This window comes from Leifsonia sp. Y862 (assembly GCF_057669585.1).
In genome coordinates this window covers 373415-388244 of the sequence record NZ_JBYHFR010000003.1, presented here as the reverse complement: position 1 = coordinate 388244, position 14830 = coordinate 373415, and the positions used below count along the sequence as shown (strand labels likewise).

Below are 14830 nucleotides of genomic sequence, written 5' to 3'. Positions count from 1 at the left end.
TGAAGCGCTTCAAGCTGATGTTAGGGGCGCACAGTCACGACCGGAATAGCCGTCGGCCCCGTATCCATCGCCATCTGTAATACCCGATATGCCTCGCAGGCATACGCCGAGGTTTGAAGCGCTTCATGGCATGTCCCGGTAAGTTGGGCGCATGACCTTTGCCGTGCAAGTACCCGCAGGAGGAACCACACCTCCTCCGTCCAGTGCGTCGATCTCCGACGTGGCATCGTTGGCGGGCGTCTCGCAGGGAACGGTGTCTAATGTGCTCAACCATCCGGAGCGAGTGACGCACGTCACGCTCAACAGGGTGCAGCGTGCGATCCAGATGCTCAACTATGTGCCGAATGGGCCTGCACGCTCGTTGGCGGTTGGCCGGACACCATCCTTTGGACTGGTGCTCTCGGATCTGTCCAACTCGCTCTTCGTGGAGATCGCCGCCGGGGCAGAGCGCGCTGCGGAAGAAGCCGGCCTCACCCTCCTTCTGGCAAACAGTGACGGGCGCCTCGACCGGGAGAACACCTACGTGCGCCTGTTCGCGGAGGGACGCGTCGCTGGCGTCCTCCTCACACTCAACGATGAGTCGCACTACCGGGCGATCGCCCAGCGAGCGTCGCCAGGTGGCCCACTCGTGCTCCTGAACTATGCGGCAGATCCTGCTTCGTTCTGCAGCGCCCACATTCGCAACGACGTCGGCGGCTACATGGCTGCCCAGCATCTCCTGGAAACGGGCCGGCGCCGCCTGGCGTTCATCGGTGGCCCCAGCGGATTGCAACCGGTCACCGAACGGCGACTGGGCTTCCATCGAGCCCTGACCGAGCACGGATTGCAGCCTGCACGCGAGATCGATCCGATCGGCGTCAACCGCTCCGACGGATGGGCGGTCGGTCTCACACTCATCGAAGACATCAATGCCGACCGCATTGATGGCATCTTCGCCGCGTCCGATCTCCTTGCGGCCGGCATCGCCCAGGCATTCGCCGCCCACGACGTAAGCGTTCCGTCCCAGGTCGGCATCGTCGGCTACGACAACAACCAGGCAGCATGGGACAGTCCCATCCCGATCACCACGATCGGCCAGCCCGGCGACGAACTGGGCTATCGAGGAGCACAGCTCCTTCTTCGCGAAGTCGCTGAACCTGGCACCCATCGACACGAGCAGATCGAGTTGGAACCGACGTTGATCGTGCGCGAGAGCACCGGCATGGCGGCGTCCCACCCGGGCGTACGGTAGTCACCATGGAACCGGTCAACGTCGATCTGAATCTTCTTCTGCCTCTTCAAGCGCTGCTCGAAGAGAGGAGCGTAAGCCGCGCCGCAGAGCGCATGCACATGAGCCAGCCTGCGCTGTCCCAGTCGCTGAGCCGCCTCCGTCGGCACTTCAATGACGACCTCCTCGTTCGTTCCGGCAATTCGTATGTGCTGAGCCCGCTCGCGGTGCAGCTCAGCCTTGAGATCCAAGCCACAGCAGCCTCCGTGTCCCGAGTCTTCGGATCGCAATCCGATTTCGACCCAGCATCCAGCCAGCGAGAGTTCCGAATCATCTGCTCGGATTATGCGGCCAGCGTCTTCGGAGCGCCCCTGTCCCGCCGCATCGCCAAGTACGCGCCCTCTGTCCAGTTGGTGTTCGAGCAGATGGAGGACACCGTCGTCGACAACGCTCCTGAGTCACTTCGAGACATTGATGGCCTCATCGTTCCCCACGGATATATCAAGGGAGCTGCGCACCAGGATTTGTTCCTGGATCGGTGGGTCTGCATCGCCGACGCAGCCCGCCACGATGCACCGGACCTCTCCGAGGAGGCGCTGGGCCGGCTTCCATGGGTGGTCACATTCAACGGGAGAACAGCGATCTCCCTGGCCATCCGTGAACTGCACACCATCGGGATCTATCCCCACATTCAGGTGGTGAGCCGAAACTTCTTGACCCTCGCTGATCTCGTCGTTGACACTGACCGAATCGCATTTGCTCCCGAATCCCTGGCTCGACGCCTCGCCGAGACCCGTCCAGTCGTCGTGCTCGACCCGCCAATCGACGTGCCAGATCTCCGCAACGCCTTCTGGTGGAATGCTGCTTTCGACGATGATCCGGGTCATCAGTGGTTGAGAGCCCAGATGAACCAGGTCACCGTGCCGGGAATGCGCCGCTAGCTCCTGTTCGATCAGGTGAGGGTGATGCGCACCGGCATGGTCTCCCATGCGCGCAGCGTGTTGTTGAGGTGGCGTGTTGGCCGGTCGGAGAGCTCGATCGTTCGCACCCGTCGCGCCAGCGCCGTGACGAGCGTGGCCGCCTCGAGGCGGGCTACATGCTGACCAACGCACTGATGGATGCCCATGCCGAACCCGACGTGCCCTGACGGATCGCGCGACAGGTCGAACACATCGGGGTGCTCCCAACGCCGTGGGTCGCGGTTGGCCGATCCGAGGAACATGAGGATCTTCTGTCCTTCTGGGATGAGGGTGCCGCCGATGGTCACGTCCCGTGTGGTCGTGCGGAAGAACGTCTGCACCGGGGATTCGAGGCGGATCGCCTCGTCGAAAGCTCGACGAGCCAGCCGCGGGTCGGCGCGGAGGGCCGCCCACTGTTCGGGGTGGGTTGCGAATGCGTGGAGCACTGCACCAATGGCATGAACGGTGGTGTCGACGCCGGCGGAGAGCAGGGAGCGGACGATGAGCGGCGCCTGGGCGCTCGTGATGTCGCCGCGATCCGTCGCCGCCCAGATGTTTGCCCCAAACCCGGTCGGGGAGAGGGACTCCCGTGAGCATTGTGCGTTCACCCAGGCTGACAGTTCCGGTGCGCGTTTCGCGCCGTGCTCGACCAGGAAGTTCTCGGGTCCGAAGGTGTTGAAGAGATGATCGCCATACGGAAGAAGGTGGTCGCGGTCTGAGCCTGGGAGGCCTACCGCGTCGGGGAAAACGCGAAGTGGGAATGCTTCCGCCAGCGCTGCGACGGCGTCGAACTCGAGCGGTCCGTGCACCACATCGTCAACGAGGCGCTCCGCGTCATCCGCCCATGCTGGTTCCAGCTCACGAATGGATCGCGGGCTCAGGATCTTCGCGAGCACCTCACGCGGGGCGTCGTGGTGGGGCGGGTCGGCCTCGAGAAGCAGGCTCGGTGGCCGCCATGGCTTCTCCACCGTGAAGTTGGTCATGCCGACGCCAGCGGCGGATTGAAAGTCCTGCCAGTTCAGCAGGGCGGAACGGACGGTGTCGTACCTGCCCATCGCGTAGACGCCGTATTTCTGAAGGTGCACAACACTTCCAGCCTCGCGCAGCCGCTCCTGAAAGGGAAGCGGATCCTCGAGGATGTCGGCGCTGAACGGGTCTTCAGTGTTCTCAGCCATGGTCGGTGCGTCCGTGATGGTCATGTGGTGCCCTTTCATCAGGCGAGCGTGGTCAGACGGCGATGACAATGCGGTCGCTGCGCGAACGACTGACGCAGGGGAAGAAGCAGTCTCCGGCCACCTGCTCGTCATCGCTGAGAATTGAGTCGCGGTGATCGGGCTCTCCGGTCACGACGGTGGTCTCGCAGGTGCCGCACACCCCACGGGCGCACGACGTGAGGATGTCAACCCCCGCGCGACGCAGAGCTGCCGTGATGGAGGTGCCCGGTTCGACGTCGACTGCGATGTCAGTCCCGAAGACCTGCACTTCGAACGAATCGGCGCGGATCGGCGCATCGAACGTGCGGGCGGTGAACCGTTCGGTTCGCACCCACCCGTGTCTCCACGAGCGAGTGATGTCGTTGACGGATGCCAGGAGCCGAGCAGGGCCGCACGCATAGACCTTGGTCGCTTCGTCGAAGCTCCCGATCCAGTCTGCAAGAGATATGCGCCCGCGTTCGGAGGCTGGATGCAGGGTGATATCGCCGTTCCGCCCACTGATCTCACGCGTCAACGCCATGGTGCTGAGATCCCGCCCGAGGTACAGGAGCCTCCAGCGGGCACCGAGCGCGTCAGCTGCGTGCAGCATAGGAAGGAGTGGGGTGATTCCGATGCCGCCGGCGATGAAGGTGAACGACGGGGACGGGACGAGGACGAAGTTGTTTCGTGGCCCACCGAGTCCGACTCGGTCACCTACGGCAAGCACGTCATGGATGAAGCGTGATCCGCCACGTCCCGCTGACTCACGCAACACCGCGATTCGGTATTCGATGCTGTTCGCCGGATCACCGCAGAGTGAGTACTGACGGGTGATCCCGTTCGGCAGGATGAGGTCGATGTGGGCACCAGGCGTCCAGTCCGGTAAGCGTCCACCGTCGACACGGCGGAGCCTGATCGACACCACGTCCGACGCGATGACCTCTGTGGAAACGACGACGAGGTCCCCTACATTCGAACGCTCGGATTCTTGGGGTGCTGACGATGGTGGGGATTTCACTGGACTCTCCTGCTGTCACCGTTGACGACGAGTGACCACACGATATGACACGGGGCAGAAGCGCGGCTTTGGCTTTCCGTTGAAAGGAAAATGTTAGGCTCGGCGCGGAGGATCGATGGCGAAGGCATCTGCAGGAAAATCGGCGCTCACCAGGCAGCTGCTGCTACTCGACTCTTTCTCGATAGGCCAGCCGTTCCTCACGATCTCTCAGCTCTCCCGAAGTAGTGGTTTGCCGCTCTCCACAACTCATCGTCTGATGGCCGAGTTGACTGACACTGGTCTTGTTGAACGGTTGGATGACAAGACGTATCGGCTCGGAGTGCGTCTCTGGGAACTCGCCTGCCGCACGCCCGGTGCGCTTGGCCTTCGCGAGACCGCGTCCCCCTATCTCCTGGAAGCGCATGCTGTTGTTCGACAACATGTCCAGCTCGGCATCGCCGATGGGCGAGACGTCCTCTTTCTGGAACGCCTTTCGATGCTCGACGCCGTCGTTTCATCGACGATCATCGGGGGCCGGCTGCCGCTGCATGCATCGGCGACAGGGTTGGTGTTGCTGGCGAATTTCCCACCGGATGCACTCGCAACCGTTCTCGCTGCACCTCTGCCGTCGTACACCGACGCGACCATCCACGATCCAAACGTGTTGAGGGCAGCGCTGTCCGATGTTCGAAAACAAGGATTCGCCGTGACTGACGGGCACATACATCCCAGCGCTCGGGGCATCGCGGTTCCCGTGGTCGGGGCCGCTGGTGAGACGGTGGCCGCAATCGGAGCTGTCGTGCCGAATGACGACCAGTCGTGGCTGCACACCGTTGAGACGCTGCGGATAGCCGCCCTGCGAACGGCCACGGCACTCCGCGCGGCTGCGCTCCCGTCCAGCGACCCGGCGGCAAGCCCCGGAGGCCGTTTCCGGGCATTGGTGCATTCCTCGAGTCAGTCGATGGAGTTCCTCTCGCGGGACCGCCGCACCGGCAGCTGAGCCCGTCGCCCAGGCAATCGATCGACGCTATATGGTGTCCTTGAGACATCGACGTCGCTGATGCCGCGTCGATCCGATCTGCGAAGGACACGATGACGTGCCGACCCCACAGAGCATCACCCGACTTGACCTGAACCTACTCGTTTCACTCGATGCTCTCCTCACTGAGCGCAGCGTGACGCGAGCGGCAGAGAGGCTCAACCTCAGCCAGCCTGCGCTGAGCGCATCGCTGGCCAGATTGCGGATCCACTTCAGCGACCAGATCCTGGCGCGCCAGGGTAACTCGTATCAGCTGACCCCGCTTGCCTCACGCCTGGCGGAGCAGACGGGGATCGCCCTTGATGCCGCCCAGCGAGTGTTCGCGAGCCAGGCAGCATGGGACCCGAGCGAATCGATGCGGGAGTTCACCGTCTTCGGTTCGGACTACGGTTTCGCGACAGTCGGGAGGGTCGTCGCCGACCTCGCCGCTGAGCGCGCCCCGCAGGTACGCTTCCGCTTCATGCAGCACACCCCGAAGATCGTTGAGGATGCCGTTAGCAATCTCCGATCTGCCGACGCCATCCTCCTGCCGCACGGGTTCCTGTCTGACCTGCCGTTCGTCGATGTCTCCACGGATGGGTGGGTGATCATCGCGTCAGCTGACAACGATCTGATCGGGGACACCCTGTCGATGGCTGACGTTGCGGCAGCTCCATGGGTGTTCACCTATCAGTCCCGGTCTGCGTTCACCTCGGCAACGCGTCAGCTGCAGCAGCTGGGGGTCGAGCCAAACGTCGTCTGCGTCGTCGAGGGCTTCCTCGCGCTGCCATCATTCATCGCCGGCACGCGACGGCTTGGACTCATCCAGGCGCACCTCACGGAGTTCGCCCTGCAAAACCCCGCCATTCGAGTGTTGACTCCTCCGTTCGAGGCCACCCCGATCACGAACGCACTGTGGTGGCATCCGATTCACCGGCGAGATCCAGAGCACATCTGGATGCGCGACCTCTTCTCGGAGGCTGGCCGATTGTTCGAGAGCCCGATCGGGTCGGGACAAACCCATTCTGGTCCCGACCCCACGCGTTAGCGCTGCACTGAGCCGAGGGGCGCTTCGGCGTACTCCTCGGAGCGAGCACGGAGCCCAAGCCCGAGGGCGACGGCCACGAGTGCGCAGGCGATGCCGACGACACCTACGGCAGTGGGCAAGCCTCCGACTGCAGCGGCAATGCCGCCCATCAGGATGGGGGTCAAGAACTGACCGAAGAAGAATGCTGACTGCCACCAACCAGTCGCACGCCCGCGCTCCTCGAATCGGGTGCCGGAGAGCGCCCACGTGACCATGGAAGGCAATAGAAGTCCTGAGCCGAAGCCCGCGATGACAGCTCCGATCGCAACGCCGGGAACGCCTCCAACCAACCAGATCGTAAGCATGCCGATCGACTGCAGGGCGAATGCGAGTGGGAGGAGGAATCGTGGCCCCCGCTTGGCGAGCTTCGGAAATGACAGCGCTCCCGCTGCTGTTATCAGGGACGCAAGCGCTGCGACAGCCCCGATCGTGGCGGTGTCGTTTGCCTTGACGCCGTTCGCGACCAGGAGATAGCTGGCCTCGATGAGCATGACGTAGAAGGTGAAACCGCCGAACAGTGCGACGATCAGGGGCAGGCGAAGTCGTCGCCACGGAACGGGTACCTTCGTCGCCGACGGGCTATGCGCGTCTGTAGCATCGGCGCGGTTGGGCTCCCAGAGGAGGAAGATCATCGGAACGGCAATGATGAGGCTCAAAGCGTAGACCCAGAAAGGCGTGTGCCAGCCGCCGACTCCGAGGGCGCCGCCGAGGATGATGAAGACGGTTGCGGCAAGCGTGGTGACAACGGTCTGCAGTCCGAGGTATTTGTTGCGTCGCTTCTCCTCATGGAAGTAGTCGATGATCAGTGTGGTGCAGACGGTCATGATCGCCGCTTCGGTGATGCCGACTCCGATTCTGGTGACCAGGATGAGCTGCAGCGACTCGAGGTAGGCAGGAGCCGTTCCGACAAAGGCGTAAGCGATCATCGCGACGATGAGCAGCTTCTTTCGGCCCAGCCTGTCGACGATCTGCCCCGCGAACGGTGCAAAGATTGCGATCATAAGTGCCGGGATCGCCACGATCATCGGCACGAGAACGACGGCGCCTGCCTCTCCAGCAAAATGTTCACTGAGTTGGGCGAGGATCGGTGTGATCAGGACAGCGCCGAGCACGGGCATGCAGCTTCCTGCAAGCAACAGCACCGCCTGCCAGATGCCCGCACTGCGGACGGCAGCCCGCGGAGCTGCGATGGATGAGTTCGTCATTGAATCTCCTGTATTGGGAATGTGGGTGTTACGGAACCGCGTCCACGAGGCGCGGAGTTCTTGACCGACTAGGCGTGCTCCCTGAGTCTGGGTCGCGCACGCGCCGGCGGAATGGGCGGCGCCTCTGCCGGGTGGCCGACCACGTTGCGGATCTCTCCGATGCCTTCGACCCGCATGACAACTTCGTCGCCCTGGCAGAGGGGAGGCGGTGAGACCTCTCCTCGTCGTCCCCACAGTTCAGCGAGGCAGCCACCGTTCCCGGCTGTGCCGGAGCCAAGCACGTCGCCAGGGACAACCCGAGAGGCGCGAGAGGCGTAGGCGATGAGGTCGGCGAACGGCCAGCCCATATTCGACAGCAGGTCCCGGCCGATGGGCTGGCCGTTGACGAAGACTTCCATCACGATCGGAAGGAAGCCGTCCTCATCAAGCCTGCCGGCGAACTCGTCCGCTGTGACGATCCATGGCCCAAGGGTGCTGGCGAAATCCTTGCCCTTGCACGGGCCGAGTCTGACCTTCATCTCCCTGGACTGGATGTCCCTGGCCGACCAGTCGTTGAAGATCGTGTATCCGAAGATGTGGTCGGCCGCCTCGTCTGGGTGAAGGTCGCGGCCATCGGAGCCGGGAACTGCACCGATCACGGCTGCGACTTCGAGTTCGAAGTCGAGCCGATCGGTGAGTGGTGGACGAACCGTCGTCGCAGTCGGGATCATGGAGTGCGGATTGGTGAAATAAAAGGTCGGGAACTCGTACCATTCCGGATCGACACCGTGGCCGCCGCTGACGGATTGCACAACTCCCTCGACGTGTTCTTCAAAGGCAACGAAGTCCCGCACGCTCGCCGGAACGATGGGGATCAGGAGTTCGACGTCTTCGAGAGCAACCGAGGTGGCTGACGTCACACGGTCGACGATCGCTGGAAGTGCCGCGAGACCGGTGGCGACGACATCCGCGACCGTCAGTCCGTCGGGAAATGGAACCACGCGTTCTCCGATGACGAATCCGTCACGGGTGTGACCAGCGTGGGACCACCGTGCGATTTTCATCGCGTCGCTCGCGCGAGCGCGGGTAGGAGCCCGTGCACATTGTCCTGCAGGATCGCGGTCTCGACGTCGACATCGAGTCCGGCGCCGCGCACGAAGTGCACCGGTCTCTCCTCGCCCATATCGAAGGGGTAGTCGCTGCCGAGCACCACGCGGTCGGCGCCCACGGCCGCGATGAGCGTGCGGAGGCCTGCCGCATCGTGGACGAGCGAGTCGAACCAGATCCGTCGCAGGTAGCTCGAGGGTGGGTTGATGCATCCGTGGGCTTCGGGTCGTACCCGCCAGGCGTGGTCGCTCCGTCCGATGTAGCCAGGGAGATAGCCTCCGCCGTGCGCCGCGACGATGCGAAGTGTCGGGTGCCGATCAAGCACCCCCGAGAAAATGAGGTGGGAGAGCGCGACGGCGTTTTCAGTCGGTTGGCCGACAGTGTTCGACAGGTAGAAGCTGTCGAGGCGCTCATCAAGCGTGCAGCCGAAGGGATGCAGGAAGACCACTGCATCGAGTTCGGTCGCTCGTGCCCAGAACGGCTCGAGGCGGGGGTCGGAGAGTTCGACGTCCCCGGCGCTCGACGAGATCTCGACGCCGGCGAGTCCCAGTTCGTTGACCGCGTACTCGAGCGCCCCGACGATGAGCTCAGGATGCTGTAGCGGCACGAGCCCCAGACCGAGAAGCCGGCCGGGTGCTCCCTTGATGTGCTCTGCGGTCATTCGCGATGCTTCGCGGGCGGCCCAACTCGCCAGTTCTGGTGCTGCCCATGGGTAATAGTGCGAGGGCGATGGGGAAACGACCTGGATGTCGACGCCCTGCTCATCCATGTCGGCCAGACGAAGCGGGAGCTGCGTCAGTCGGGGGATTCGCTCGCCGATCATCTGCCCGGAGGCAGCCATCGATTCCGGCCCGTTCCTTCTGGCCTCGAGAGCCGCCGCCGCCGCGAATCCGGTTGGATCTCCTTCCCGTATCGCGGCCTGCAGTGCGGGAAGGAGAACGTGGGCGTGTACGTCGACGATGCTCATGCCGGCTCGCTGACCAGGGCGCCGATCCGACCCATGAGGCCGGGGATATTCGCGTCCCGCTGTTCCTCGATCAGCCAGGTACCGAGCTGCACGGAGGCCTCGACGACCTCGGTGACTCGTGGGATCCGCCGTTCGTGGAAGTCATCCCACAGCTCCTGATCGACGGTGTCGCGTGCGAGGAGCAGTTCCGCCAGAACCGTTGCATCCTCCAGCGCCTGGGCCGCGCCCTGAGCGAGGGTGGGGGGTGCGCTGTGCGCAGCTTCACCGATAAGTACGACGCGCCCGCGATTCCAGGCATCGTGGACGAGGTGCTCGGTGAACCACGTGTAGTTCACACGCGATGCAGTCGAAAGGTCTGCGCGGAAGTCGTCCCACGGACCGTGGTACCCCTGGGAGAGGCCACGCATGATCTCGACCGCTTGTTCTTCCGTGACATCCGACCTGTCCTCGGCCTTCTCCACGAGGTACGCGTACATCGTGTCGTCACCTGTTGGGCAGTAACCCGCGATGTAGCAGGGTCCCCCGTAATAGAGCTCGGTGTGCGTGACGGATGCCGGGCGCTTCACGAAGGCACGCCAGATGCCCATTCCCGTGCGCTGCGGTGCGGCGTCGACGCCCAGGAGTTCCCTCACCCGAGAGTGCAGCCCGTCGGCCCCGATAAGCAGGTCGTATCGTTCGGTCCGCCCATCGGAGAGCGCGACGTCCACGCCGGACTCGTCGGAGTCGAACCCGGTGACGGTGGTCCCGAAGTGCACGGATGCTCCGACGGCCACCGCGCGGTCGACGAGGATGCGCGCGAGATCTGGCCGGTACATGCCCATTGTTGCCGGGTACTTCGGACCTCCCGTTCGTTGGTCCGGGATCTGGGCGATGATGGTCGCGTCTGGGCCTGGCGCACGCAACCCCACGACATCGAACCCATATCCGTGCTTTTTGGCCTCGTCCCACACGCCCAGCCTGTCGAGGACTCGAAGCGCATTTCCTTGCAGGGTGATTCCTGACCCGAGGGCGGTCAGGCTGTTCTTGGCTTCGAAGACGTCGACGGTGACGCCCTTCTCGGCGAGGAGGATCGCGGCGGCGGTTCCGGCCGCCCCGCCTCCGGCGATTGCGACTCGTTCAACTGCAGTCATGTTTGTTCCTTAGTCTGGCGAATGGCGGGTCAGGTGAGGGCGATGGGGTTGACCGGTGATCCGACTGCCCCTGTGATCGGTAACGGCGGGGCGGTGAGGAGGAAGTCGTAGTTTCCGGATGCAGCGCAGTACTCGGCGAGTGCGTCGAGATCCCACATCTCGCCGATAGTCAGTCCGATGTTGGGGATGGCGATCTGATGCAATGGCTGGAAAGCCTCGTCGAACTCGTTCGGACGGACTTCGAATCCCCAGGTATCGGTGGCGATCGCGGCGATCTCAGTTCGATGCAGCCATCCGGCGGTGGTGAATGACAGCCCGGCGCTCGGTCCGCCGGCGTATCCGTTCCAGCCTTCGCGGCGCGCACGGGTGTAGCGCCCTGTCCGAACCAGGACGATGTCGCCGCGGCCGACAGCACTCGTCGCTCCCTGCGCTTCAATGCAAGCGAGGAGCTCAGCGGTCGTGATGGCGTATCCGTCGTCGAGCTCTCCTGATTCGGGTGCCAGGTGCCTGCCAAGATCGAGCAGGACGCCGCGCCCGGTGATCACGCCGGCGGCATGTTCGATGCCCGTGACAAGATCTCCCTCGCTCGTGACGACGGACCCGGCCGGGCGCCCGTTCCACGCGACTCCGTTGTCGAAGATGTGGCCGAGACCATCCCACTGGGTAGAGCATTGCAGGGGCATCGCAACGACGTCGTCTGCTCCGCCAAGGCCATGAGGAAACCCTTGGATTCCGGCGGCGGCATCGGTGCCAGTGTCGAGCATGGTGTGCACCGGATTGGTGCGGCGCCTCCATCCCAGCTGCGGGCCGTTCATGTCGAACGGCTGTGACAGAGAGAAGCTGCGTCCAGAGCGCACGAGTTTTGCCGCACTCGCCCGGCCGGCGTCGTCGATGAAGTTCAGTGTTCCGATGGCGTCATCGTCGCCCCATCGGCCCCAGTTGCGGAAGGCTTTCGCACTCTCGGCGACATGGCGGTCAGCATCGGAGCGGTCGAGTTCGGCGGGGTCTTCTGTCGGTGAGCTCATCGCGTGGCTTCCTCGACGCACCGGACGGCCTGAGTACCGAAGCCGTCAATCGTGGCAACCATGACGTCCCCGTCTCGCAGAAGCCGTCCCCATTTCGCGCCGTTGCCTGCCGGGCTACCGGTGAGCAGCAGATCACCTGGAAGTAGAGGCATGTTCTGCGAGGCGCCGGAGATCAGTGCAGGGATATCGAAGAGCAGATCGCTCGTCGTCGCGTCCTGCATCGTGTCGCCATTGAGCGTGAGTGTCAGGCGCAGATCTCCAGCGTCAGCCACCGCACCCACCGGCACGAGAAAGGGACCGACAGGAAGGAAGCCCGGTGCGTTCTTGGCGCGATACCAGTCGGTGCCGATCTCCTTCATGTCGGTGCGGAAGACCAGGTCGCGGGTCGTGATGTCATTCGCGATCGTGTAGCCGGCGACGTGCTCAAGCGCGTGCTCCCGATCCACCCTGTATGCCGGCTTGCCGATCACGATCGCGAGTTCGATTTCCCAGTCGTGTTGGTCGCTGTACCCGGGAAGGACGAGGTCGACGTCGTCCCCCACAACGCACGCCGGGAGCCCGATGAAGAAGTACGGAATACCCTCTCGTGCTCGGGTGTCCATCATGTTCCCTGCCCATTCACGCAGTTCCTCGACCGGACGGGGATCCGACTTCTGACGACCAGCGACGACCAGGTCGATAACGTGCGTCCGGTAGTTCGCGCCAGTCTGCAGCACCTGTTGGGGCTCGACGGGGGCCGTGAGCGTGACGTCGGCGAGCGGGATCCACGGAGAACCGGCATCCGTCGTCACCGTGTCAGCCAGCTGAGCAAGTCGATCCCACGCGGCCGGGCACTCGGACAGGAAGCTGTTCAGATCGGCCGCGCCGAGTTCAGTCGGAGTGAGCGGCCGAATACGATCAGCCACGACCAAGCCGAGGATCGGCGGGTTGGTGCCTTCGCGAGCGTGGGCATCCGGCGAGGCCGGCGCGCCGAGACGATAGCGGGCAAGTGCGAAGGGGGCCGTTAGGCCTGTTGACGACGATGTCACGTAGATCTCCGATCACGGCCTCGCAGCGTCGCGGGGCGTGATGTTCATCCAAGCGACTCTGACGCCATCAGTGAAGTGCATATCGCTGATGCTCGTCATCGACTGGGCTGATACCCATGTCAGAGCATCGGCGACTCATAACCCAACCTGATGATCGGCATCAGGAGTTTCAGCTTCCTTGATGGAACAGGGGAAGCGACAGTGGGTGAGCTGGCAGAACAATGCCCGCCGACTTTCACGAACCGAAGGGATCAATGATGATCAAACTGCTCTCTCACTTGTCGCACGTCGAGATTACGACTCCGGATGTCGCCGCTTCCGTCAGCTTTTACGAAAAGCAGGTGGGGCTTCGCACCATCCACACCGAGGACGGCAAGCACTACCTGCGGGCGTGGGGCGACTATTACACCCACAGCCTGGTGATCTCCGAAGGGCCGGAAACGACTCTCGCGGTCATGGCCTGGCGCACCGCCAGCGACGAGGCTCTCCATGAAGCCGTTCGTCGGATTGAAGAGGCTGGCCATGCTGGCACATGGAACCAGAAGAGCTTCGGGCACGGCCGCTCCTACACGTTCACCGGTCCATACGGACACACCATGGAGCTTTACTGGGATGTCGAGAAGTACAAGGGCGAGGGCGAGTTTGCTTCGATCTACCCTGATCGGCCTGAGCGCCGAAGCACGCACGCCGTGGCACCTCGACAGCTCGATCACGTGACAGTTGCCGCAAGCGATGTCAAGGGATTCGCCCAGTGGTACGGCGACGTACTCGGCTTCAGGTCGATGGCCTTCACCGAGCTCGATGAGGCTCCGCTCACCGTCTTCGGCGTCATCACAACGAACGAGAAGTCGCACGACCTCGGCATCGTCTATGACGGATCCAGCCGCGCCGGCCGCGTCAACCACTACGCGTACTGGGTCGACACCAGGGAAGAGCTCCTCCAGGGTGCTGACATCCTCATGGAGAACGGCACCAACATCGAGTACGGTCCGTCCATCCACGGCATCGGAGAGCAGAGCTTCCTCTACTTCCGAGACCCGAGCGGCATGCGGGTGGAGGTCAACACCGGCGGGTACCGCAACTACGTCCCCGACTGGGAGCCCTATGACTGGAAGCCGTCGCAGGGGTCGAACAACTTCTACCGCAACGGCTCGATGCCGATGTCGATGACGGAATCGTTCCCGCCAGCCGACGGCCCCAGCGCAACCGAAGAGGGCGTGCACCCGGATACGCTCGCCGCCATCATCAACCCCTATGCAGAGCAGGGGCGCGGCTGAGAAATCCGTATGAGGCCGGTCTCATCATGAGGCCGGCCCCATCCTCTATATTGACAAACGTCAATGTAGTTCTTACGCTTTCGAATAGACAGTTGTCACTGTTTTCACGATGCAGCGTGGCGCCTTAAACCACGCAGAATGGCGCCCCACCATGCTCTCGAACACCGAGCCCTCGAACACCGAAGCACCCGAGAAGCCCACCGTCCTCTTCGTGTGCGTGCACAATGCCGGCCGGTCACAGATGGCCGCCGGCTACCTGCAGGCCCTCTCCGGCGGACGCGTCGACGTGCTCTCCGCCGGCTCAGAGCCGAAGGACCAGATCAACCCGGTTGCAATTGCGGCCATGGCCGAAGACGGCATCGACATCGCGGGCAACATCCCCAAGATCCTCACAACGGATGCCGTGCGCGACTCCGACGTCGTCATCACGATGGGCTGTGGCGACGCCTGCCCCATCTTCCCCGGCAAGCGCTACGAGGACTGGCAGCTTGACGACCCGGCCGGCCAGGGCATCGACGCCGTGCGCCCCATTCGGGACGACATCAAGCGCCGCATCGAGCAACTCCTCGCAGAGCTTCTCGCAGACCAGCCAGAGGCCTAAGGCCTGAGCCTCCCGGCTGGGAGTACTGACAGGACCTGCCTCCCCCGACA

14 protein-coding genes are annotated in these 14830 nt (G+C 63.6%); 6 read left to right on the top strand and 8 right to left on the bottom strand.

What is annotated here, in order from left to right; genetic code table 11:
- Window positions 1–151: 151 nt before the first annotated feature.
- Together AC25Z0_RS16110 and AC25Z0_RS16105 are read left to right on the top strand one after the other, a co-directional pair.
- On the top strand, window positions 152–1231 hold the full coding sequence (locus tag AC25Z0_RS16110; RefSeq protein WP_488133849.1) for a LacI family DNA-binding transcriptional regulator: 1080 nt from the start codon (window positions 152–154) through the stop codon (window positions 1229–1231).
- Window positions 1232–1236: 5 nt separating this feature from the next.
- The gene (locus tag AC25Z0_RS16105) at window positions 1237–2148 is read left to right on the top strand and encodes a LysR family transcriptional regulator (protein WP_488133848.1); all 912 of its coding nucleotides are present in this window, start codon (window positions 1237–1239) and stop codon (window positions 2146–2148) included.
- An 11-nt stretch (window positions 2149–2159) separates the two neighbouring features.
- Here the strand turns inward: AC25Z0_RS16105 and AC25Z0_RS16100 are convergent, their stop codons facing one another.
- Together AC25Z0_RS16100 and AC25Z0_RS16095 are read right to left on the bottom strand one after the other, a co-directional pair.
- The gene (locus AC25Z0_RS16100) at window positions 2160–3365 is read right to left on the bottom strand and encodes a cytochrome P450 (protein ID WP_488133847.1); all 1206 of its coding nucleotides are present in this window, start codon (window positions 3363–3365) and stop codon (window positions 2160–2162) included.
- 28 nt (window positions 3366–3393) lie between these two features.
- Window positions 3394–4377, bottom strand: coding sequence for a PDR/VanB family oxidoreductase (locus tag AC25Z0_RS16095; protein WP_488133846.1), 984 nt, complete (start codon window positions 4375–4377; stop codon window positions 3394–3396).
- Between the two features lie 115 nt (window positions 4378–4492).
- On the opposite strand from AC25Z0_RS16095, the gene AC25Z0_RS16090 reads away from it, so the two are divergent.
- The gene (locus AC25Z0_RS16090; protein ID WP_488133845.1) at window positions 4493–5356 is read left to right on the top strand and encodes an IclR family transcriptional regulator; all 864 of its coding nucleotides are present in this window, start codon (window positions 4493–4495) and stop codon (window positions 5354–5356) included.
- Between the two features lie 97 nt (window positions 5357–5453).
- Window positions 5454–6422 carry a LysR substrate-binding domain-containing protein gene (locus tag AC25Z0_RS16085; RefSeq protein ID WP_488133844.1) on the top strand — a complete coding sequence of 323 codons (969 nt, stop codon included), beginning with the start codon at window positions 5454–5456 and terminating at the stop codon, window positions 6420–6422.
- Here the strand turns inward: AC25Z0_RS16085 and AC25Z0_RS16080 are convergent.
- From AC25Z0_RS16080 to AC25Z0_RS16055, 6 genes are all read right to left on the bottom strand, one after another.
- Window positions 6419–7666, bottom strand: coding sequence for an MFS transporter (locus tag AC25Z0_RS16080; RefSeq protein WP_488133843.1), 1248 nt, complete (start codon window positions 7664–7666; stop codon window positions 6419–6421). The genes AC25Z0_RS16085 and AC25Z0_RS16080 overlap by 4 nt on opposite strands.
- 68 nt (window positions 7667–7734) lie before the next feature.
- Window positions 7735–8709, bottom strand: a complete 975-nt coding sequence (locus AC25Z0_RS16075; protein ID WP_488133842.1) for a fumarylacetoacetate hydrolase family protein — start codon at window positions 8707–8709, stop codon at window positions 7735–7737.
- Window positions 8706–9719: an amidohydrolase family protein gene (locus tag AC25Z0_RS16070; RefSeq protein WP_488133841.1), complete on the bottom strand. Its 1014-nt coding sequence runs from the start codon at window positions 9717–9719 to the stop codon at window positions 8706–8708. The genes AC25Z0_RS16075 and AC25Z0_RS16070 overlap by 4 nt, the downstream gene beginning before the upstream one ends.
- The gene (locus tag AC25Z0_RS16065; protein ID WP_488133840.1) at window positions 9716–10849 is read right to left on the bottom strand and encodes an FAD-dependent monooxygenase; all 1134 of its coding nucleotides are present in this window, start codon (window positions 10847–10849) and stop codon (window positions 9716–9718) included. Before AC25Z0_RS16065 ends, AC25Z0_RS16070 begins: the two co-directional genes overlap by 4 nt.
- A gap of 29 nt (window positions 10850–10878) precedes the next feature.
- Window positions 10879–11874, bottom strand: a complete 996-nt coding sequence (locus AC25Z0_RS16060) for a cyclase family protein (protein ID WP_488133839.1) — start codon at window positions 11872–11874, stop codon at window positions 10879–10881.
- Entirely contained in the window at window positions 11871–12902 is a 1032-nt protein-coding gene (locus tag AC25Z0_RS16055) for a fumarylacetoacetate hydrolase family protein (RefSeq protein ID WP_488133838.1), read from the bottom strand. The genes AC25Z0_RS16060 and AC25Z0_RS16055 overlap by 4 nt, the downstream gene beginning before the upstream one ends.
- A gap of 257 nt (window positions 12903–13159) precedes the next feature.
- Between AC25Z0_RS16055 and AC25Z0_RS16050 the strand changes: the two genes are divergently transcribed.
- Complete coding sequence (locus AC25Z0_RS16050) at window positions 13160–14179, top strand: VOC family protein (protein WP_488133924.1); 1020 nt, start codon at window positions 13160–13162, stop codon at window positions 14177–14179.
- A gap of 151 nt (window positions 14180–14330) precedes the next feature.
- Window positions 14331–14780 (top strand): arsenate reductase ArsC, encoded by a 450-nt coding sequence (locus AC25Z0_RS16045; protein WP_488133837.1) that lies wholly within the window; start codon window positions 14331–14333, stop codon window positions 14778–14780.
- The last annotated feature ends 50 nt before the right edge of the window (window positions 14781–14830 follow it).

Coding starts and splice junctions, on each gene's coding strand:
- AC25Z0_RS16110 (WP_488133849.1), top strand. CDS start 152: ATGACCTTTGCCGTGCAAGTACCCGCAGGAGGAACCACACCTCCTCCG.
- AC25Z0_RS16105 (WP_488133848.1), top strand. CDS start 1,237: ATGGAACCGGTCAACGTCGATCTGAATCTTCTTCTGCCTCTTCAAGCG.
- AC25Z0_RS16100 (WP_488133847.1), bottom strand. CDS start 3,365: ATGACCATCACGGACGCACCGACCATGGCTGAGAACACTGAAGACCCG.
- AC25Z0_RS16090 (WP_488133845.1), top strand. CDS start 4,493: ATGGCGAAGGCATCTGCAGGAAAATCGGCGCTCACCAGGCAGCTGCTG.
- AC25Z0_RS16080 (WP_488133843.1), bottom strand. CDS start 7,666: ATGACGAACTCATCCATCGCAGCTCCGCGGGCTGCCGTCCGCAGTGCG.
- AC25Z0_RS16075 (WP_488133842.1), bottom strand. CDS start 8,709: ATGAAAATCGCACGGTGGTCCCACGCTGGTCACACCCGTGACGGATTC.
- AC25Z0_RS16070 (WP_488133841.1), bottom strand. CDS start 9,719: ATGAGCATCGTCGACGTACACGCCCACGTTCTCCTTCCCGCACTGCAG.
- AC25Z0_RS16065 (WP_488133840.1), bottom strand. CDS start 10,849: ATGACTGCAGTTGAACGAGTCGCAATCGCCGGAGGCGGGGCGGCCGGA.
- AC25Z0_RS16060 (WP_488133839.1), bottom strand. CDS start 11,874: ATGAGCTCACCGACAGAAGACCCCGCCGAACTCGACCGCTCCGATGCT.
- AC25Z0_RS16050 (WP_488133924.1), top strand. CDS start 13,160: ATGATCAAACTGCTCTCTCACTTGTCGCACGTCGAGATTACGACTCCG.
- AC25Z0_RS16045 (WP_488133837.1), top strand. CDS start 14,331: ATGCTCTCGAACACCGAGCCCTCGAACACCGAAGCACCCGAGAAGCCC.